We start from the raw sequence: 21,033 nt of genomic DNA on the forward strand, positions 1-21,033 counted from the left end.
TGCATTGACACGCTTCACCCCCATCTCTATGTTGCCTGACGGGATAGCTCCGATGAATCACCCGAGCCGCCTGGAGGCACCATGCCGAACCCCTCCGAGCCCGCCCCGTCCAGACGTACCGTCCTCGCTACCGGATCCGCCCTCGGCGGCACCCTGCTCACCACGGGCCTGACGACCACGCAGGCGAGCGCGACCGATCGCGCCGAGGCCGCTGTCGGACACCCCGCCGAGCACCTGACCGGACACCACGCCGACCCCTGGCGTACCGTTCTGGACGACGCCGATCCGGTCTGGCAGCGCATGCCGACGACCTGGTACGAAGGCCCCTTCCTCGGCAACGGCTTCCTCGGCTCCGGGATCTACGCCGAGCCCGGTGCCACCTCGACCGCCGTGCGCTTCAACGTTCAGCACTCCGAAGTACAGGACCACCGCCCCGAGTTCGGCTCGCTGTTCGGCCTGGCCCGGCTGCCCATCGGGTACTTCACGCTCGAACCGGTCGGCGCGATCACCGGTCTCGACTGGCGACTGTCGCTGCACGACGCCGAGTTGACCGGCACACTCACGACCGAGAAGGGCAGCCTGGCCCTGCGCGCCCTGGTCCACAACGACCGCTCGGTTCTCGCCGTGGAGGTGACGCCGAGCGCGGGCGAGCGCGACTTCCGCTGGGTGTTCCACCCGGCCGACGCGATCAGTCCGCGTGCCGCCTTCAAGCCGCTGCCGGACGGTTACCAGGGCAACCCGCCCGCCGAGGTCGCCGAGCACGACGGAGTGACCGCCGCCGTGCAACCGCTCCTCTCGGGCGGGCAGCACGTGACCGCGTGGCGGGAGCAGACCAAGGGCCGGACACGGACGCTGTACGCGCATGTCGCGCACTCGTACCCACGCAGCACCGCCCTGAACAGGGCCCTCAAGACCGTCCGCACCACGGCCCGACTCCCCTACTCCGCCCTGGCGTCGGACCACCGAGCCTGGTGGCACGCCTACTACCGCAAGAGCTTCCTGTCCCTCCCCGACGCCCGGCTCCAGCGCTTCTACTGGATCCAGCTCTACAAGACCGCCTCCGCCGCCCGCCGCGACGCCCCGGTGATGGCGACGAGCGGCCCCTGGCTCGAGCTCACCCCGTGGCCCAACACCTGGTGGAACCTCAACGCCCAGCTGGAGTACTGGCTCATCCACGGCGCCAACCACCTCGAACTCGACGCCATCACACGGGCGTTGAGCGAGTTCCGGGACAACCTCGCCAAGGAGGTGGCCCAGCCCTACCGAGGCGACTCGCTCGGCATCCCCCGCACCACCGACCCGCACCTGGTCAACGGCGCCGCCGGCACCCTCACCGGTTACGGCGTCGGCATCCCGGGCCAGGACCCACCCACCCCCGAAGTCGGCGACCTGACCTGGGCGTTGCACAACGTCTGGCTCAGCTACCGGCACACGATGGACCAGTCGATCCTCCGGGACGTCCTCTTCCCGCTCCTGCGCAAGGCGATCAACTACTATCTCCACTTCCTCGAACCCAGCCCGGACGGCAAGCTGCACCTGCCCGCCACGTTCTCCCCGGAGTACGGGGGCAACTCACGCGACTGCAACTACGACCTGATGCTCCTGACCTGGGGCTGCCACACCCTTCTCGAGTCCGCGGAACTCCTCGGCATTCAGGACCCGTTGGCCCCTCGATGGCGCGAAGTACTGGCGAAGCGCGCGCCCTATCCGACGGACGCGAACGGCTTCATGATCGGCGCGGACATCCCCTTCGCGAAGTCGCACCGCCACTACTCGCATCTCCTCGCGGTCTACCCGCTGTACGAGGTGACCGGCCGCACCCCCGACGAACGCGCCCTGATCGAGCGGTCGTTGGCACACTGGGTCGGCTTCGAGGGTGCCCTCCAGGGCTACACCTTCACGGGCGCCGCCTCGATGTCGGCACTCCTCGGCAAGGGCGAGGACGCGCTGAACTACCTCGGTGAACTGATGACCCGCTTCATCCAGCCCAACACCATGTACAAGGAGTCGGGGCCGGTCATCGAAACGCCCCTGTCGGCCGCGCAGTCCCTGCACGACATGGTGTGCCAGTCGTGGGGCGGGGTCATCCGGGTCTTCCCCGCCCTGCCCGCCGCCTGGGCGGACCTGACCGTGCACGACTTCCGTACCCAGGGCGCCTTTCTGCTCAGCGCCCGCCGCCAGAACGGTACCACCCGCTGGGTCCGCCTGGTCAGCGAGGCGGGCGCCCCCTGCGTCGTACGGCACGGGCTGACGGGGCCGATCGACGTACGGGACGGGCACGGCCGTACCCTCCACCACTCCGACGCGGGCGACGGCGCGATCCACATCGCCCTGCACAAGGGCGAGTCGGCGCTGATCACCGCCAGGGGCGACCGACCCGACCTGACCCTCACCCCCGTACGACCGAACGAGGACGCACCCCGTTGGGGGCTGCCGCTCGCGACCTAGTGCCTAGTGCCGGGTGCGGACCAGCAGGTACAGGAAGTACGGCGTACCGATGACCGCCGTCATCAGGCCCGCTCCCAGCTGCGCCGGCGCGATCACCGTGCGGCCCAGGAGATCCGCCGTGCCGACGAGGGCCGCGCCCAGCAGCACCGCCACCGGTACGACTCGGGCGTGGCGGCGGCCGACCAGGGTCCGGGCCGCGTGCGGGGCGACCAGGCCGACGAAGGCGATCATGCCGGCGGCGGCTACCGCGGTGGCGCTCAACAGGACACTGACGACCAGGAATCCGAGCCGTGCCGGGGCGAGGCTCAGGCCGAGCAGGGCCGGCGTGTCGTCGTCGAGGGACACGAGGTCGAGCTCGGTGCGTCGCGCCACGGCGACCGCGAGGCCCAGCACGAGGGCGCCGGCGACGGGGAGGGTGTCGGGCAGGGTGCGGCCGTAGGTGGAACCGGAGAGCCAGGTGAGTGCCTTCGTGGCGTTGAAGGGGTCCGTCAGGACGATGAGCAGGCTGATGAGGGCGGTCGTGGCGGCGGACACGCCGATGCCCACCAGGACCAGCCGGTTGTGCCCGAATCCGCCGCGCGCCGTGAGTCCGAACACGAGGACGGCGGTCAGCGCCGCGCCCGCGAAGGCCGCACCGGCCACGCCCCAGGAACCGGTCGCCGACGCCGTGGTGACGAGCAGGACCGCGCCGAGGGCGGCACCGCCCAGGACGCCGAGCGTGCCGGGTTCGGCGAGCGGGTTGCGGGTGACGGCCTGGACGAGGGTGCCGGACAGGGCCAGGGCGGCGCCCGCGAGGAGCGCTGCCAGCACGCGCGGGACCCGGGTGTCGAGGACGAAGGAGACGGACTGCGCGGCCCTGCCCTGGGCCCAGTTGGCCACATCTCCCAGCAGCAACTTCGTGTCGCCCAGCAGGACTCCGGCGACGGCTACCGCGATCAGGACGGCGACGAGTGCCGTCACCGTCGTGAGGAACACGGCCCTGGTGGGGATGCGCAGCCGTTCCGGCCCGGTCGCGGTGGTGGTGTCCGGTACCCGCAGGGCCATCGCGATCAGGAACACCGCGCCGAGAATGCTGGTGACGACTCCGGTGGGTACGGCGACCGCGGACTCGGCCGAGACCAGGGCGCGCAGGAGGACGTCCGCGCCGAGCACCAGTGCCGCACCGGCCAGTGCGGCGACCGGCAGGCTCGCCCTGGTGCGGACGAAGGGACGGACGTACCGGGCGAGCGGTCGGATCAGGGCGGGTGCGCACAGGCCGACGAAGCCGATGGGTCCGGCGAGCGTGACGGCCGCCGCGGAGAGCAGTGCGGCGAGCACCACGACCGTGATCCTGGTGGCCCGGACCGGGACACCGAGGCCGCGCGCGGCTTCGTCGCCGAGGGCCAGGGCGTCCACGCGGCGGGCCACGAGCAGCAGTCCGACGAGGCCGGCCAGGACGACGGGCGTCATCTGGACCACTCCGTCGAAGCCGTTCTGGCCGATGCTGCCCTGGTTCCACTGGTAGAGGCCCTGGGTCCGCTCGGGGAAGAGGAGGAGCAGTCCCTCGGTGACCGCCGAGAGGCCGAGTGTCAGGGCGCTGCCGGCCAGGACGAGGCGGACGGTGCCGGTGCCGAGGCCGGACAGGGACAGGACGACGGCCGCCGCGCCGAGCCCTCCGAGGAACGCCACGCCCGAGGAGGCGAGCAACGGCAGCGAGGCGCCGGTGACGCTGAGCAGACCGAGGGCCAGGTACGAACCGGCGTTCACGGCAAGGGTGTCGGGCGCGGCGAGCACATTGCGGGTGACGGACTGGAGCGCAGCGCCCGCGATGCCGAGTGCGGCACCGACCAGCAGCCCGGCGGCCATCCGGGGCAGCCGTGAGGAGATCACGACGGATGCGTCGCCGGAGTCGGCGTGGCCGGTGAGCGCCTTCCACACCTCGGTGGGGCCGACGGCCGCGGTGCCCTGGGTGATGTCGACGACCGCGAGGGCCGCCACGAGGAGGACGAGCGCGGCCGTCACCGCGGTCGCGCCCGTCCTGGAGCTGACGGCGGGCGCGCCGGTGGTGGGAGCTGGTGCGGTGACGGTCATGGCGCTACTTCGTGAGGGCGGCGACGACGGCGTCGACGTACGCCTCCATCGACTGCGGGCCGCCGAACATCCAGATGCCGTCGGGCAGTCGGTGCACATTGCCCTTCTTCACGAACGGCAGGGACTTCCAGACGGCGTTCTTCGCAAGGTCGTTGGAGAAGGGGTCGCTGGCCTTCTCGGCCTTGCTGCCGATGTACGCGAACTCGACGTCGCCGAGGCTCGTCAGGCCCTCGACATCGGTGGCGGCGAGACCGTAGGCGGCGTCCCCCTTCAGCGTCCAGGCGTTCTTGAGGCCTATCGCCTCGTTCACGGCACCCAGGAGCGAACCGCTGGTGTAGGGGCGGACGGACACCTGGTTGGAGGCGACCCAACCGTCCGCGAACGCGATCTTCCGACCGCCGAGGCCGGCGTCGGCGAGCGCCTTCTTCCCTTCGGCGACCTTGGTGTCGAAGGCCTTCTTCGCCGCGTCGGCCTTGTCCGTGGTGCCGGTCGCCTCGGCGATGAGGTCGAGGTTCTCCTCCATCTGCCCGATCTGGTCGGCGGACTTGGCGGAGCGCACCTCCAACACCGGTGCGATCTTGCGCAGTTGCTTGACGGCTGCGGCCGACAGGTCGGTGGTGGCGACGATGAGGTCCGGCGAGAGCGCGGCGATGGTGTCCATACTGGGCTCGCCGCGGGTGCCGATGTCCTTGGGCGTGTTCTTCAGCGGCGCCGCGGTGTCCCACGTCGCGTAGCCCTTGACGTCGGCGACACCGACGGGGTCGACGCCGAGCGTGACGAGGCTCTCCACGACGTTCCACTCCGTGCCGACGACCTTCTCGGCGGGCCCGTCGAGCGTGACCTTCGCACCGCTCGCGTCGGTGAGGGTGATGCTCTTCGCACTCTTCTCGGCGCTGGTGGCGGCGGGTTCGGTCGTCCCGCACCCGGCCAAGACGAGAGCGGCGGACACGGCGGCGAGAGCTGTCAGAGAACGTCTCATGAGGTGGTGCTGAGCCTTTCGGTACGTGCGTGATGGCGGCCGATCGCGCGGGTGCGCAGTCGGCCCGTCAGAGGGTCTGCGTCGACCTCGATGCGGATGCCGTACGTCTCGGTGAGGCGCTCGGCGGTCAGTACGTCCTCGGGCGCGCCGTCGGCGACGATCCGTCCCGCGTGCAGCAGGGCGATCCGGTCGGCGACGGCCGCCGCCTGGTCCAGGTCGTGCAGGACGACACCGACGGCGATGCCGTGGTCGTCCGCCAAGTCCCGTATGAGATCAAGTAGTTCGACCTGGTAGCGGAGGTCGAGGTAGGTCGTGGGTTCGTCGAGGAGGAGGACTCCGGTGTCCTGCGCGAGGCAGCTGGCGAGCCAGACGCGCTGGAGCTGGCCGCCCGAGAGGTGTTCGGCGCCCCGGTCGGCGAGGCCCTCCACGTCGGTCAGGGCGAGCGCCCGTCGTACGGCCGCCGCTCCGTCCGGGTCCGCCCTGCCCCAGCGTCCCCGATAGGGATAGCGGCCGAACTCCACGATGTCCCGCACAGTCAGACCGCTGGGGGCAGTACGGCCCTGGGTCAGCAGTGCGACCCGTCGGGAGAACTCACGGGCGGTCAGGGCGAGTCCGTCGGCGGTGTCGCCGCTCTCGGTGCCCAGCCCGAGGGTGCCGGTGCGGGCGCGTTGCAGTCGGGCCAGCGTGCGCAACAGCGTCGATTTGCCACTGCCGTTGGGGCCGACGAGTGCGGTCACGTGCCCGGGGCGGAGCGTGATCGCCGCCTCGTGCACGACGTCCCTTCCGTCGTACGCCACGGTCACGTCCCGCGCGATCAGCTCGTGTCCGCGCAGCCGGGAGGGCTCGCTCGTCTCTTCACCAGAACTCACGAGCGAAGGTTAGCCTAACCTAATCAACGCGAGCACCCGCGGGGCACTGAAGAGGACGCCAGGTCAGCAGGGGTGGACTCGACACAGGAAGGTTAGGCTAACCTTCCTGACATGGCGAAGATCCGTAGACTGGTCCCGCAGCAGCCCGGGATGTTCCGTGCCGAAGTCGCGCGCGCCGAGCGTGTCACCCCCTCCGTCCACCGCGTGACGGTCACGGGGGCGGAACTCTCCGAGTTCCCCTGGCAGGGCTACGACCACTGGTTCCGTCTCTTCTTCCAACTCCCCCACCAACAGCGGCTGCATCTGCCGGAGTTCACCGGTTCGCGCTGGTGGCCGCCCTACCTGGCCATGCCCGATGAGCTGCGGCCGCACTGCGCCAACTACACCGTGGCGGACTTCCGTCCCGAAGCGGCGGAGATGGACATCGACTTCGTCGTGCACCACGGCCCCACCGGCCAACTCGCGGGCCGGGCCGCGATCTGGGCTTGCAACGCCCGTCCCGGCGACGCGCTCGCCGTACTCGACCAGGGGCTTCTGTTCGACTGCCCGCCGGACGCCTCCGAGGTCCTGGTCGTCGCCGACGAGACCGGGCTGCCCGCCACCACCGGCATCGTGCGGTCCCTGCCGCGCGAGACGGTGGGCCGGATCATCCAGGAAGTGCCCACCGCGGACGATTGCCGTGACCTCGATGCCCCGGCCGGAGTCACCGTCACCTGGGTCGTCCGCGAGGACCCCACCGCCGTACCCGGCAGCGCGGCCCTCGGCGAACTCCTGCGGCACTCCCCCGCCGACGACGCCGGATACGCCTTCGTCGTCGGCGAGTCCACGCTGGCCACCGAGGGCCGCCGGCACCTGCGGAGGGCGGGCCTGCCGAAGGAGCGCATCACCTTCTCCGGGTTCTGGCGGCACGAGGAGCACCAGGCGGCTTGACCATCGGCTGAGGTGACGGCCTCACGACCGCCAGGGTCAGCCGCCCTCGGCATCCGTAGACGTCTTCTCATTCGGTGAGTCTGCGCCAGCAGATGGGGTGTGGGCGATGCGTCCACCGATGGAAGGCGCCGAGACTGCCGAGGTCAACGCTGAACTCAAGGAACATCCCCTGCCGCCCGAGAGACGAGAGCAGGACACCCCTCCCAGTCAAAGACAGATGAGAGGCCCTTGGCAGGACGGGCCTCGTCATCGTGTCAGGAGCGGGTCTTCCGACGGCTTCGGAGGGCGAAGACCGCCAGGACCACTCCGCAGACCGCGGCGATCGCTCCGAGTGCGATGGGCACGGCATCGCCGGTAACTGTTCCTGCGATGCACGCGCATATCCCTCCTGCGATCAAAATCGCAGAAAAGATTCGCACACCCTTTATTGCCTCGTCCATCGGCATATCCTTCCGTCGCATTCCGCCATCGCTTCTTCGGCGTTCGTAGAAAACCCTTGGGTTGGGGAGGAAAACCTGGTGGCGCACGGGGGTGGCGAGTTCTGCGATGGTCCGGAATTGCCTCCGGCGACTGCGGAGAGCCTCGCTGCAACAGGTGGCCAGTGCTGAAGATGCGGAGGGAGATCTACGCCGTCTCCGGCATCGCCGTTGGAGATCGGCCCGGCGCCTCACGCCGGGCTGACGTACTCATCAGCGACTTTGATTCCTGTACCACAGGGCGAAGGCGGACCAGATCAACAGAATGATCGCTACGCTCCCTCACCCGTGATCAGGCGGGACACGGGCTCTCGTGCGGCCCGCCCGGCTGCGATCATCCTGGAATTGCGTTGCTGGTGATCGTTCCTAATGCCCACCCGGCTGCGAAGCACACCGGAGTTGCGCTCGTGGACGCGCCCAACGTGGCAGGCGCTCCAACGGTGAGAGCCTTCGCAGCCGAGTCCTACGATGCCGCCTGCTACCACCCCGAGCGCGTCTCCCCACAGCGCTTGCGTATCGCCCTGGTAGAGGTGATGGACGCCGGTGCCAGATCTGCCGCGGAGCCCAGGGCGTCGCCGATCGAGAACAGACCGGTGTCGTCGACGAGGCCGAGGACGTTGCCGGTGGTGTCCGTGAGGTAGTACTAGGCCTTCCCCCCGGTCGTCATGGAGTTCAACGTGCCCGCGGGTTCGCGGATGAATCCGGTGTCGACGCCGTTCGTCGTCGTGGACGCCAGCCCGAGTGCGGTGTGGTGGAACCAGGTCGAACCCAGCTTCGTACGCTCGGAGTTGTCCGTTCCCGCGGCTCCATCGACACCCCGGGCGGCGACACCGAGACCGGCGAGAGTGCGCCCACGTACACGGACGCCATGGGTGTCGAGGACCCGGCCCTGGAGCTGACCCAGGCACAGATCGGCAGCGCACTGAACGTCTCCCAGATGCAGATCTCCCGCCTGCTCAACCGCATCCTGGCCAAGCTCCGCACCGGTCTCCTGGACGCGTAGTCCACCGCTCACCACGCTGTCGCCGCTATCGAACGGGGCGGCTGCCGGAGCGCCGGGACCAGCGCACGGCGACGAGGGCCGAGGCCGCCACGAGAACCGCGATGCCGATCACCAGCAGGTAGCCCGGGCCGTTCGCGGTCACCCCGACGATTCCCAGTACGAGGCGCCGGGCCGGTGGTCCATGCCGTAGTGCTGGAAGATCGCGTCCTCTCCCTGAGCCGCTGGTACAGAACAGATGCCTCGTAGATCGCCTGTGACACCCCAGCCGAATCAGGCAAAAGGAGCGCTTCAGACGGGTCGGACGCGATGCCGGGGGTAGCCGGACCGTGGGAGCCGATCGGCTCCCGGAGTGCAGGACCAGGCGAAGGCGGGCCCATGGACGCGATTGTGCTGCTCAAGGAAGACCACCAGACGGTCGAGAAGCTCTTCAAGGAGTTCGAGCAGGCCGGGGACCGTGCCTACAAGACCAAGCGGAAGATCGCCGACAAGGTGATCGAGGAGCTGACGGTCCACACCTGGATCGAGGAGAAGATCTTCTACCCCGCCGCCCGCGCCGCCGTGCCGACCACCACCGACCACGTCCTGGAGAGCGTCGAGGAGCACCACGTCGTGCTGTGGATGCTGTCCGAGCTGGCGGGCCTGGACCCCCAGGACGAGCGATTCGACGCCAAGATGACGGTCCTCATGGAGAACGTGCGGCACCACGTCGAGGAGGAGGAGAAGGAGTGGTTCCCCCAGGTCCGTTCCGCTCTCGGCCGCAACCGGCTGGGCGAAGTGGGCGAGCAGCTCGCCGCCGCCAAGGCCGACGCTCCTCACGACCCCCTGCTGGTGCCCAGCGCGCACGAATGACGGACACGCACCTACGAAGGCGAAGGACAGACACGACGGCAGAACCGACCAGCGGCCTTTACGAGGAGCGACGGCATGACGAGTGAGCAGTCCGGCAACACGACCTCACCGGGCCGGTCCGTGACGATGCCCGTGGCGGACGGCGCCGGGTGGGACAAGGTGGACGTACGGGCGGTGGACACCGCCCGCGTACTGGCCGCGGACGCGGTGCAGAAGGTCGGCAACGGCCATCCCGGTACGGCCATGAGCCTCGCCCCGCTGGCGCACCTGCTGTTCCAGAACGTCATGCGGCACGACCCGGCCGACGACCGGTGGCTGGGCCGCGACCGGTTCGTGCTCTCCTGCGGGCACTCCAGCCTGACCCTCTACATCCAGCTCCACCTGACCGGCTACGGCCTGGAACTGTCGGACCTGGAGGCGTACCGCACGTGGGGCTCTGCCACCCCCGGACACCCCGAGCACCGGCACACCCGCGGTGTGGAGATCACCACCGGCCCGCTGGGCCAGGGGCTGGCCAGTGCGGTCGGCATGGCGATGGCGGCCCGGCGGGAGCGCGGTCTGCTCGACCCCGATGCCGAGCCGGGCGGCAGCCCCTTCGACCACCATGTCTACGTCATCGCCTCCGACGGCGACATGATGGAAGGCGTCACCGCCGAGGCCGCCTCCCTCGCCGGCCACCAGGAGCTGGGCAACCTCGTCGTCTTCTACGACTCGAACCACATCTCGATCGAGGACGACACGGACGTCGCCTTCAGCGAGGACGTCCCGGCCCGCTTCGCGGCCTACGGCTGGCACGTGCAGACCGTCGACTGGACCCGCACGGGCGAGTACGTCGAGGACGTGGACGCGCTGCTGGCCGCGGTGCGCGCCGCCCGCGGGGAGGACGGCCGGCCCTCGCTGATCATGCTGCGCACGCTGATCGGCTGGCCCGCGCCCACCAAGCAGAACACCGGCAAGGCCCACGGCTCCGCACTCGGCGCGGACGAGGTCGCCGCGACCAAGCGGCTGCTGGGCTTCGATCCCGAGCGGGACTTCGTCGTGGAGGACGCGGTGCTGGCCCGCACTCGGCTGGCCGCCGAGCGCGGGCAGCGGGCGCATGACGAGTGGGACGAGGCGTACGCGGCCTGGCGGGTGGCCCACCCCGAACGGGCCGAACTGCTGGACCGGCTGCGGGCGCAGCGGCTGCCGGACGGCTGGACGGACGCCCTGCCCGAGTTCCCGGCCGACCCGAAGGGGATGGCCACCCGTGCCGCGTCGGGCGAGGTGCTCAGCGCGCTCGCTCCGGTGCTGCCGGAGCTGTGGGGCGGTTCGGCGGACCTGGCCGGGAGCAACAACACGACCATGGACGGCGAGCCGTCGTTCGTGCCCGCCAACCGCCAGACCAAGGACTGGAAGGGCGGTCCCTACGGCCGAACCCTGCACTTCGGCATCCGCGAACACGCGATGGGCGCGATCCTCAACGGCATCGCCCTGCAGAGTCTGACCCGCCCCTACGGCGGTACGTTCCTGACCTTCTCGGACTACATGCGCCCGGCCGTCCGTTTGGCCGCGCTGATGAAGCTGCCCACCACCTATGTGTGGACCCACGACTCCATCGGCCTCGGCGAGGACGGCCCCACCCACCAGCCCGTGGAACACCTGGCCGCACTGCGAGCCATCCCCGGCCTGGACGTGGTCCGTCCCGCCGACGCCAACGAGACCACCGCCTGCTGGCGTACCGTCCTGGAACACCGGGACCGCCCGGCCGCGCTGATCCTGACCAGGCAGAACGTGCCCGTGCTGAACCGCGGTAGCGATACCTGCGCTCCTGCCCGGGACGCGGCCCGCGGCGGATACGTCCTCGCCGACACCGCGCACGGCACCGCGCCCGAGGTCATCCTCGTCGCGACCGGCTCCGAGGTGCACATCGCCCTGGAGGCGAGCGAGCTGCTGGCGGCCGACGGCCTCGCGGTGCGGGTCGTGTCGATGCCGTGCCGTGAGTGGTTCGCCGCTCAGCCCCCGGCCTACCAGGACGAGGTCCTCCCGCCCTCCGTGCGGGCCCGGGTCAGCGTCGAGGCCGCGGTGGGGCAGGGCTGGCGCGACGTGGTCGGCGACGCCGGGCGGATCGTGAGCCTGGAGCACTACGGCGCCTCCGCCGACTACGAGCGCCTGTACTCCGAGTTCGGCATCACGCCCGAGGCCGTCGCCGCGGCCGCCCGTGACAGCGTCCGGGACGCCGACCGCGCCCCGCGCCCCGGCGGCCATCGCCAGACCTCCGCCCCCACCGAGGGCGGCACCGGGGACCGTCCCTGACAGCCCGCGTGCGGCGGAGGTCAGGTGCCTGTTCCGCACCGCCGTACACGAATGGTCCGTCCGGCTTCCTCCGCGCCCGGCCCCCGCCCGCAGGAATCCTCCGAAACGCCCGTCTCCGCAGGCGACGGGCGGGCCGCGCGGCTCCCGCGTGACCGATGCCAAGCACCTCATGGAGGTTCGTATGTCCGACGCCATCGCGATGCCCGACGTCATCGCGTCCGATCCGCTCGCCGACCTGTCCGCCGCCGGAGTGTCGGTCTGGCTGGACGACCTCTCCCGCGAGCTGCTGGCCGGCGGCGGCCTGGCTGAGCTGATCGCGCGCAAGCACGTCGTAGGAGTGACCACGAACCCGACGATCTTCGCGTCCGCGCTGTCCAAGGGCGAGCGCTACAACGATCAGCTACGACGGCTGGGCGCCGAGGGGAAGAGCGTCGACGACGCCGTCTTCGCGCTCACCACCGACGACGTACGCACCGGCTGCCGCACCTTCGCGCCGATCCACCGGCGGACCGGCGGGAGCGACGGCCGGGTCTCCATCGAGGTGGACCCGCGGCTGGCCAAGGACGCGGACGCCACCGCCGCGCAGGCGCAGAAGCTGTGGGACACCGTCGGCGAACCCAACCTGTTCGTCAAGATCCCCGCCACCCGCGAGGGTCTTGCGGCGATCACCACCGTCGTCGCCCGGGGCATCAGCGTCAACGTCACCCTCGTCTTCTCGCTGGAGCGCTATCGCGCCGTTCAGGACGCCTATCTGACCGGCCTCGAAGAGGCACGGGCGGCCGGACACGACCTGGCGGACATCCACTCGGTGGCCTCCTTCTTCGTCTCGCGCGTCGACACGGAGGTGGACGCCCGTCTCAACGCCCTCGGCACCCCGGAAGCCCTCGCGCTCCGGGGCCGGACCGCGGTGGCCAACGCGCGGCTGGCCCACCAGGCGTTCGAGGAGACGGCGGGCTCGGCCCGCTGGCAGGAGCTGGCGGCGGCCGGAGCGCGTCCGCAGCGGCCCCTGTGGGCGTCGACCGGAGTCAAGAACCCCGACTATCCCGACACCATGTACGTGAGCGAACTGGTCGTCCCGGGGACCGTGAACACCATGCCGGCGAGCACGCTCGACGCGTTCGCCGACCACGGCCATGTCCCGGACGCAGGGCCCGTGGCCGACACCTACGCCGCGGCCGCCGCCCACTTCGAGGAACTGGCCCGCACCGGCATCGACTTCACGGACGTGACCGACACCCTGGAACGCGAGGGCCTGGCCAAGTTCGAGGACAGCTGGGCCGAACTGGGCGCCACTGTGGACCGCGAGATGCGGGCCGACGCCGATGCCTCCGGGGACGGCACCGAGCCGTCGGGGGAATCGTCGAACGCCCGAGCCCTGCTGGCGATCTACCTCAACGACCATCTGGCGGGCGCGACCGGCGGCCTGGAACTCGCCCGCCGTGCCGCACAGGGACAGCGGGACGGGAAGCGGGCCGACGCCTTCTCCGCACTGGCCAAACAGATCGAGGAGGACCGCGACTCCCTCGTGCAGATCATGTCCGACCTGGACGTGTCCACCGATCACCCCAAGGTCGCGCTCGGCTGGCTGGCCGAGAAGGCCGGCCGGCTCAAGCCGAACGGCCATCTCTTCTCCCGCTCACCGCTCAGCGACGTCCTGGAACTGGAGTCCACGCTCCTCGGCGTCCAGGGCAAGGCGTCCTGCTGGCGCACCCTGCGCGTCCTGGCCGAGGACGACGACCGTCTCTACGCCGAGCACCTCGACACCCTCCTGGAACGCGCCGAGCACCAGACCGCCACCCTTGAGGAACTGCTCCTCGCGGCGGTGGCGCACACGCTGGGCCGGGAAACGGTCTGAGCACCGGGGCCAACGCCCACTGAGCTCGCCGATTTCACCGGCCCCCTGAGGCCCGGCGGCGGAGGACGCGCACGAGCAGACGGCGCTCCGATCCCCGCCGGGCCGCCCGCCGTCCCAACAGGATCTCCGCGCAGCCGGCGAGCACGAGCAGACGTACGACCTGGGCCGACGGCCGTCGCAGTGTCAGGTGGCGGCCCGAGGCCGCGGCGTGCTGGGCACCGTCCAGGAAGGCGTTGAGTCCGCTGACGTCGCAGAACGTGAGCGCGGACACGTCGATGGCCATCCGCCGGCCGGATCCACGCAGACATCGCTCGATGGCCGTACGCAGCTGAGGAACGGACTCCAGATCGGCCTCGCCCCGCAACGCGACCGCCGGGCGGATCCAGCGTCCACGCCGCTCGGCGACCTCGAAGGGAACCACCGTCACGCACCTCGGCTCGTCGGGCCGGCTCACACGGCACTGGCGACACCGGGGGCCTGGGTGCACTTGAAGGCTACTCCGGGCACGCCACCCGGGGCAGGGCGCGTCTACGCCCTCGTCTCCCCTCACTCCTTGTCGGCGAAGACGCCGGAGTCCAGGTGGGCGAGGAGGTCGGCGGCGTCGCGGTAGACCGCGTGGGCACCGGCGGCCTCCAGGTCGGCGCGGGGAATCCCACCGGACAGGACCGCCACCGGAACCACTCCGTCCCGTACGGCGGCCTTCATGTCCCAGACGGTGTCGCCGACGAACACGGCCCGTCCGACGGGCACACCGGCGAGTTCCCGGGCCTGTCGGACGGGGTCGGGGGCAGGTTTGCCGTCGGCCACGTCGTCCGCGCTCGCCGCCCCGAGGATGACGTCGTCCGCGTCGATGACCCGCCGCAGCGCCTCCAGTTCGGCGCCGCTCGCCGAGGTCGCGAGGACGATCGTCCAGCCCCGACGGGCCAGCGCGCGCAGCAGGTCACCCGCCGCGGCCAGTGCCGGCAACCGCTCGAAGTACGTGGCGTAGAGGGCGTGATGTGCCGCGACGATCTGTTCGTCCTCGTCGGGGTCGCGGCCGTCGTCGCCGAGGAGGTGGTCAAGCAGGTCGCCGCCGCCGAGGCCCACGGCCCGGTGGATCTCCCGCATGGGGACCCGACGGCCCGCCTGCCGGAACGCCTCCCACCAGGTGACGACGTGCAGGTGGTTGGTGTCGACGAGCGTTCCGTCGACGTCGAAGATCGCGGCGCGTTCCGTGCTCATCGCGGATGTCCTCGCCCTCTCACAGTTCGTACCGGAGCGCGGGCAGCAGCTTCTGTTCGGCCCACTCCAGATACGGCTCCTGGTGGTCGCCGCCGATCTGGACCAGCGCGACCTCGGTGAACCCCGCGTCGACGTAAGGACGCACGGCCTCGACGACCGCGTCCACGTCGTCTCCGCAGGGGATGGACTCGGCAACGTCCTCGGGACGTACGAACTGGGTGGCACCCGCGAACGCGGCGGGCCCGGGGAGTTCAGAGTTGACCGGCCAGCCGCCGCCGAACCAGCGGAACTGGTCGTGGGCGCGGGCGATCGCCGCGTCGCGGTCCGTGTCGTAGCAGATGGGCAGTTGACCGACCTTGGGTTTGCCCGTGCCGCCGTGGCCCTCGAACGCGGAGACCAGTTCCGGCCGGGGTTCCGTCGCGATCAGCAAGTCGGCCAGACGGCCCGCGAGTTGGCAGGAGCGGTCGCCGGAGACGGCGACACCGATCGGCGGGGGCGCGTCGGGCAGATCCCACAACTTGGCGTTCTCCACGTCGAAATGGGCGCCGTGGTGGTTGACGTTCTCCCCCACGAGGAGCGCGCGGATGATCTCGACGGCCTCTTCCAGCCGCTCCAGGCGGATGTGCGCGGCGGGCCAACCGCCGCCCACCACATGCTCGTTGAGGTTCTCCCCGGAGCCGAGACCGAGGCGGAAGCGTCCCTGGGAGAGGAGTTGGAGCGTGGCGGCCTTCTGCGCGACGACCGCCGGGTGGTAGCGGGTCGTCGGGCACGTCACGTAGGTCATCAGGGGGATGCGTTCGGTGGCCTGCGCGGCGGCCCCGAGCACGCTCCACGCGTAGGAGGCGTGGCCCTGGGACTCCAGCCAGGGGAAGTAGTGGTCGGAGGTGACCGAGAAGTCGAAGCCGGCGCGCTCGGCGCCGACCACGTGGCCGACGAGTTCTCGCGGGCCGGCCTGTTCGGTCATCATCGTGTAGCCGATCTGCACCATGCCGCTCGTCTCCTCATGAGTCGGAATCTCGTGAGTCGGAGTCTCGTGGGTCGAGGTGTCGGGAGGACGGCTCCCCGTCCCGTCAACGCTTCGTCGTGAGCCGCAGGTCGACCTCCTTCTCCTGGTCTCCCGACGCCGCGCCCCAGTGGTCCACCGCGAACGCCGTGCTCAGGGCCTCGAACAGCTGGTCCACGGCGACGTAATCGCCCTGGAGCGTGGCGGAGACCGAGCCCTCCAAGGGCATCGGGTCCGCCGGGATCCGCTCCTGCGCCGGCTCGAACTCCGCGCTCCACACGGCGGAGTTGTCGCCCGGTTGCTCCTGGGGCACGTCGTCGGCAGGACGGTCGGTGGGGAACGCCGTCCGCAGGACGCCGAAGACGGCGGCTGCGTCCTTGGGCGCTCCGGTGAGAGACACGGTGGCCATCGGACTCACTCTCCTCGAACTTGAACACTGCGGGACGTGAATGATCGGACGCACCGTTCACGGACGGCGCCGCCCTCGTCCACGTCGGGGATCCTCGGGTCCAGGACCTCCCGATCGCGCCCCGGGGTGGACCGGGCACGGCGAAAGGCGGGCACCGGCAGAACGCCGGTACCCGCTGTGTGCCGCGGCGAGGTGGTCAGGCTCGGCGGTCTCCGTAGTAGCCGCCGACCTGCTCGTGGTAGCCGGCGTCACCGATGTGCTTGTCCTTGTCGAACTCGGGGGAGTTCTTGATCTCTTCCTTGGTACGGCCGACGTGCACGGTCCGCTCGGCGACGTCGATGGACGAGATGACGCCGGCAGGGAGCAGAACCTGTTTGCCGAAGATCCACACTCCGGTGTCGACGACGATGTACGCGGCCCCGACGTCCTCGGAGTGCTTGTCGACCTTGCCGATCGAACCGTCGCTCGCCTCGACCTTGAACCCGGTCAGATCCGTCCCCGTCTGATGGCCCGACTCGGCCTGGTAACCCCACATGTTGTCCGTCATACAAAAACCTCCCCTTGCAATACGTGAATAGCGAGGAAGCCCGTCCATTATTTCGGTGGGCGACCCTCGGCAGGTCGAGTGCCCACCGTTTCCCGTCTCACACGGCCGCCCACCACAAAATATGGAGCGCGAATCCTGCGCCACTCAAAAATCAACGCGAGAAAAAGTACAAGAATCAACACAGCAATGCCGATTCCCCTTTCCGAAAGGCCGCCGTGCCCCCTGTGCCGTATGACATGGGGGTGTTCTCGGCCAGGTCGACGCGGCCGGTCCGCATGACTCGGCGTGTGCGGGCTACTCGGGGATCATGCTGAGAACCGGAATCGTCGCGGTGGTCGTGGCCGCCTCCCTCGCCGGGGCCTGTGTCGCCGTCGTGGTGTCGCCCTGGTGGTGGACGGCGGCGGTGCCGCTGACCGTGCTCGGTGCGACCGGGGTGTGGGACCTGACCCAGCGGCGGCACTCGGTGCTGCGCAACTACCCGGTGATCGGGCACGCCCGGTTCCTGCTGGAGCGCATCCGCCCCGAGTTGCAGCAGTACTTCGTCGAGCGGAACTTCGACGGACGCCCCTTTGACCGGGACATCCGGAACATCGTCTACGAGCGTGCCAAGGGCACCGCCGCCGAGGAGCCGTTCGGCACCGAACGCGACGTGTACCAGGCGGGTTACGAGTATCTGGTGCCCTCGATGGCTCCCCGCCCGGTGCCCGAGCACCCGCCGCGCGTACGGATCGGCGGCCCGGACTGCAAGCGGCCGTACGACATGGCCCTGCTGAACGTCTCCGCGATGAGCTTCGGCTCGCTCTCCGCCAACGCCGTCCTCGCGCTCAACAAGGGAGCCGCGGCCGGGGGTTTCGCGCACGACACCGGTGAGGGCGGGCTGTCGGAGTACCACCTGCGCCCAGGCGGTGACCTGGTGTGGGAGATCGGCACCGGCTACTTCGGCTGCCGGACGGACGACGGGGAGTTCGACGCCGGGGAGTTCGCCGAGAAGGCGTCCGGCGAGAGCGTCAAATGCGTGTCGCTGAAGCTGTCGCAGGGCGCCAAACCCGGGATCGGCGGGGTGCTGCCCGGGGCCAAGGTGAACGCGGAGATCGCCAAGGTGCGGGACGTACCCGAGGGACGGACGGTCATCTCACCGCCGTACCACAAGGTGTTCTCCACACCGCGTGAACTCGTCCGATTCATCGCGCGGATGCGGGAGCTGTCCGGCGGCAAGCCGGCCGGTTTCAAGCTGTGCGTCGGGTCCCGGCGGCAGTTCCTCGCCGTGTGCAAGGCGATGATCGAGGAGGGCACCGCGCCCGACTTCATCATCGTCGACGGCGCGGAGGGCGGTACGGGTGCCGCACCGCTCGAATTCGCCGACCACATCGGCACACCGCTCACCGAGGGCCTGATGACCGTGCACAACGCGCTGGTCGGCACAGGCCTACGGGAGCAGATCCGAATCGGCGCGAGCGGCAAGATCGCCACCGGCGCCGACCTCGTCAAACGCCTGATCCAGGGCGCCGACTACGGCAACGCGGCCCGCGCCATGATGTTCGCGGTCGGCTGCATCCAGGCCCAGCGCTGCCACACCAACACCTGCCCCGTCGGCGTCACCACCCAGGACCCGCGCCGGGCCCGCGCCCTCGACGTCGGCGACAAGGCCGAACGGGTTCGCCGCCTCCAGGAGGCCACCGTCGGCAGCGCCCTCCAGATCATGGCCTCCATGGGAGTCACCGACCCCGCCCAGCTCCACCCGCACATGCTGCGCCGGCGCGTCGACCCGCAGACCGTGCGCTCCTACGACGTCCTGTACGAGTGGCTCTCCCCCGGCCAGTTGCTGCTCGAACCGCCCGCCGACTGGGCGGCCGACTGGAAGGCCGCCGACCCCGACCGCTTCACCGTCTGACCGACCGTCGACCCGCTTCTGACCTGGAGGAACCCGTGGCACGAACCGTCGCCCGCGTCATTGTGGACGCCCTGAACGAACTCGGCGTCCGTCAGGTGTTCGGCGTCGTGGGAGACGCGCTCAACCCCCTCACCGACGCCATCCGCACCACCGACGACGTCGAGTGGGTCGGCTGCCGCCACGAGGAGGCCGCCGCCTTCGCCGCGAGCGCCCAGTCCCAGCTCACGGACCGGCTGGGGGTGTGCATGGGCACGGTCGGCCCCGGTTCCGTCCACCTCCTCAACGGTCTCTACGACGCGGCCAAGAGCCGTACGCCCGTGCTGGCCATCGCCGGCCAGGTCCCTCTCTCCGAACTGGGCAGCGACGCCTTCCAGGAGATCGACAACGACCTCCTCTTCCGTGACGTGGCCGTCTTCCGCGCCACCATCACCGATCCCGACCAGCTTCCGCAGCTCCTGGAGACGGCGGTGCGCAACGCGCTGGGCCGCAAGGGCGTCGCGGTCCTCACCGTGCCGGGCGACATCGGCGATCGCGAACTGCACCACGACCGCCCGGCCCGTTTCTCCCTCACCACGCCCACCACCCGCCCCGAGGCTTCCGCCGTACGACAGGCCGCCGACCTCCTCTCCCAGGCGGACCGGATCACCCTGCTGGTCGGGCAGGGCGCCCGCGCCGCCCGCGAGGACGTCCTCGCGCTCGCCGACCGCCTCGCGGCCCCGATGGTGCTGACGCTGAAGGCCAAGGAAGGTTTCGAGGGCGACAACCCCTTCCAGGTCGGCCAGACCGGACTGATCGGCAACCCAGCGGCGGCCGGAGCCATGCAGTCCGCGGACACCCTGCTCCTGCTCGGGACCGACTTCCCCTACCGCGAGTGGTATCCCGACGGTCGCAAGGTCATCCAGGTCGACACCGAACCCGCCCACATCGGGCGCCGTGTCCCGGTGGACATCGGACTCGTCGGCGACGTGGGTGCCACCGCGCGCGACCTGCTCGACGAGTTGGGCGGCGCACCCGACCGCGGACACCTGGAGCAGGCCCGGAAGCAGTTTCTGAACTGGCGCGAGGGCCAGGCCCGGCTGGCCGACCCCGCGCACGACAAGAGCCTGGTCGGCAAGGTCCGCTCCGCACTGGACAACCGCGACCACGGCATCCGCCCGGAAGCACTGGCCGCCGCCGTCGACCGCAGGGCCACGGACGACGCCATCTTCACCTCGGACACCGGAATGGCGACCGTCTGGCTCTCCCGTTTCGTCGAGATGCGCGGGACACGCCGGCTGCTGGGCTCCTACAACCTGGGTTCCATGGCCAACGCGATGCCGCAGGCACTCGGCGCGCAGTACCTGGACCGGGACCGCCAGGTCGTCGCCTTCTGCGGCGACGGCGGCCTGAGCATGCTCCTCGGCGACCTCATGACCCTCAAGTCCCACCAACTGCCGGTCAAACTCGTCGTCTTCGACAACCGCCGCCTCGGCATGGTCAAGCTGGAACAGGAGCAGGCCGGTCTCCCCGAGTTCGGAACCGTCCTGGACAACCCCGACTTCGCCGCCGTGGCCACCGCCCTCGGTCTCACCGGCATCCGCGTCACCGACCCCGCCGACCTCGACGACGCCGTACACCGCGCGTTCGCCACCCCCGGGCCCGTCCTCCTCGACGTCCTCACCAACCCGGACGAAATCGCCGTACCCGCCAAACCCACCGTCGAACAGGGCTGGGGCTTCGCCGTCGCCAAAATGAAGGAACTGCTGCGCAGCCACGGCGACGAAAGCAGCCATTGACCCGGGGCGGGCTACGGAAGCCGACGGCGACGGCCGCCGGAATGGCGGCGAGGGCGCCGGGAACTCGGCTGCCATGGACACCAAGACAGAAACCAAGGGCTCGTACTGGCTGGAAACCGCACCACCCACTCCCCCGCCGTCGCATGACCTCTCCGTCGACGTCGCGGTGATCGGCGGCGGCATCGCGGGACTCAGCACGGCCTGGGAACTGACCCGGCAAGGGCGCGAGGTGGCCGTACTGGAGGCCGGACGGCTCGCCGCCCTGCACACGCTCGTCTACGACCATCTCCGCCGCACCCGCGGCCCCGAGGGCGCCCAGCTCATGGCCCGGGGGCGAGGAAGTCAACTGCACTGCGTCGGATGCCGTCCCCACGCGGGAGTGCGTACCCGGGCCCGGGCTGGGAACGCGCAAGGAA

General features: G+C 70.4%; 16 protein-coding genes and 1 pseudogene. 9 read left to right on the forward strand and 8 right to left on the reverse strand.

Annotated elements, in window-relative coordinates; translation table 11 throughout:
• Positions 1–81 precede the first annotated feature (81 nt).
• Entirely contained in the window at positions 82–2,448 is a 2,367-nt protein-coding gene (locus ACWD5F_RS01690) for a glycosyl hydrolase family 95 catalytic domain-containing protein (protein WP_451250057.1), read from the forward strand.
• A 3-nt stretch (positions 2,449–2,451) separates the two neighbouring features.
• Here ACWD5F_RS01690 and ACWD5F_RS01695 read toward each other — a convergent pair whose 3' ends face one another.
• Genes ACWD5F_RS01695 through ACWD5F_RS01705 form a run of 3 tightly spaced genes read right to left on the reverse strand, consistent with a single transcriptional unit; the run spans position 2,452 to position 6,366 of the window.
• Entirely contained in the window at positions 2,452–4,518 is a 2,067-nt protein-coding gene (locus ACWD5F_RS01695) for an iron ABC transporter permease (RefSeq protein WP_451250059.1), read from the reverse strand.
• A gap of 4 nt (positions 4,519–4,522) precedes the next feature.
• Positions 4,523–5,497, reverse strand: a complete 975-nt coding sequence (locus ACWD5F_RS01700) for an ABC transporter substrate-binding protein (RefSeq protein WP_451250061.1) — start codon at positions 5,495–5,497, stop codon at positions 4,523–4,525.
• Positions 5,494–6,366 (reverse strand): ABC transporter ATP-binding protein, encoded by an 873-nt coding sequence (locus ACWD5F_RS01705; protein ID WP_451250062.1) that lies wholly within the window; start codon positions 6,364–6,366, stop codon positions 5,494–5,496. The genes ACWD5F_RS01700 and ACWD5F_RS01705 overlap by 4 nt, the downstream gene beginning before the upstream one ends.
• Positions 6,367–6,477: 111 nt before the next feature.
• Here ACWD5F_RS01705 and ACWD5F_RS01710 point away from each other — a divergent pair, with 111 nt between their 5' ends.
• The 5 genes from ACWD5F_RS01710 to tal all read left to right on the forward strand — a co-directional run bounded on the left by ACWD5F_RS01710 (position 6,478) and on the right by tal (position 13,771).
• Positions 6,478–7,296 carry a siderophore-interacting protein gene (locus ACWD5F_RS01710; protein ID WP_451250064.1) on the forward strand — a complete coding sequence of 273 codons (819 nt, stop codon included), beginning with the start codon at positions 6,478–6,480 and terminating at the stop codon, positions 7,294–7,296.
• Positions 7,297–8,523: 1,227 nt separating this feature from the next.
• Complete coding sequence (locus ACWD5F_RS01715) at positions 8,524–8,775, forward strand: sigma factor-like helix-turn-helix DNA-binding protein (protein WP_451250065.1); 252 nt, start codon at positions 8,524–8,526, stop codon at positions 8,773–8,775.
• Between the two features lie 375 nt (positions 8,776–9,150).
• Positions 9,151–9,624: a hemerythrin domain-containing protein gene (locus ACWD5F_RS01720; RefSeq protein WP_451250067.1), complete on the forward strand. Its 474-nt coding sequence runs from the start codon at positions 9,151–9,153 to the stop codon at positions 9,622–9,624.
• Between the two features lie 75 nt (positions 9,625–9,699).
• On the forward strand, positions 9,700–11,916 hold the full coding sequence (gene tkt, locus ACWD5F_RS01725; protein ID WP_451250069.1) for a transketolase: 2,217 nt from the start codon (positions 9,700–9,702) through the stop codon (positions 11,914–11,916).
• Positions 11,917–12,097: 181 nt separating this feature from the next.
• Entirely contained in the window at positions 12,098–13,771 is a 1,674-nt protein-coding gene (tal, locus tag ACWD5F_RS01730; RefSeq protein ID WP_451250071.1) for a transaldolase, read from the forward strand.
• 34 nt (positions 13,772–13,805) lie between these two features.
• Here the strand turns inward: tal and ACWD5F_RS01735 are convergent, their stop codons facing one another.
• The 5 genes from ACWD5F_RS01735 to ACWD5F_RS01755 form a co-directional block, all read right to left on the reverse strand.
• Complete coding sequence (locus tag ACWD5F_RS01735) at positions 13,806–14,198, reverse strand: STAS domain-containing protein (protein WP_451250073.1); 393 nt, start codon at positions 14,196–14,198, stop codon at positions 13,806–13,808.
• Between the two features lie 119 nt (positions 14,199–14,317).
• Positions 14,318–14,992 carry an HAD family hydrolase gene (locus tag ACWD5F_RS01740; protein WP_451250075.1) on the reverse strand — a complete coding sequence of 225 codons (675 nt, stop codon included), beginning with the start codon at positions 14,990–14,992 and terminating at the stop codon, positions 14,318–14,320.
• Positions 14,993–15,011: 19 nt separating this feature from the next.
• Entirely contained in the window at positions 15,012–15,980 is a 969-nt protein-coding gene (locus ACWD5F_RS01745; protein WP_451250077.1) for an LLM class F420-dependent oxidoreductase, read from the reverse strand.
• A gap of 82 nt (positions 15,981–16,062) precedes the next feature.
• Positions 16,063–16,404 carry a hypothetical protein gene (locus ACWD5F_RS01750; RefSeq protein WP_451250079.1) on the reverse strand — a complete coding sequence of 114 codons (342 nt, stop codon included), beginning with the start codon at positions 16,402–16,404 and terminating at the stop codon, positions 16,063–16,065.
• A 196-nt stretch (positions 16,405–16,600) separates the two neighbouring features.
• Positions 16,601–16,951 (reverse strand): PRC-barrel domain containing protein, encoded by a 351-nt coding sequence (locus ACWD5F_RS01755; RefSeq protein WP_451250081.1) that lies wholly within the window; start codon positions 16,949–16,951, stop codon positions 16,601–16,603.
• Between the two features lie 307 nt (positions 16,952–17,258).
• On the opposite strand from ACWD5F_RS01755, the gene ACWD5F_RS01760 reads away from it, so the two are divergent.
• The 3 genes and pseudogenes from ACWD5F_RS01760 to ACWD5F_RS01770 form a co-directional block, all read left to right on the forward strand.
• Positions 17,259–18,842: an FMN-binding glutamate synthase family protein gene (locus tag ACWD5F_RS01760; protein ID WP_451250083.1), complete on the forward strand. Its 1,584-nt coding sequence runs from the start codon at positions 17,259–17,261 to the stop codon at positions 18,840–18,842.
• 35 nt (positions 18,843–18,877) lie between these two features.
• Positions 18,878–20,617 carry a thiamine pyrophosphate-dependent enzyme gene (locus ACWD5F_RS01765; protein ID WP_451250085.1) on the forward strand — a complete coding sequence of 580 codons (1,740 nt, stop codon included), beginning with the start codon at positions 18,878–18,880 and terminating at the stop codon, positions 20,615–20,617.
• A gap of 73 nt (positions 20,618–20,690) precedes the next feature.
• A pseudogene (locus ACWD5F_RS01770) lies at positions 20,691–20,966 on the forward strand (FAD-dependent oxidoreductase); the annotation flags it as partial.
• Between the last annotated feature and the right edge of the window lie 67 nt (positions 20,967–21,033).

This window comes from Streptomyces sp. NPDC002499 (assembly GCF_053595415.1).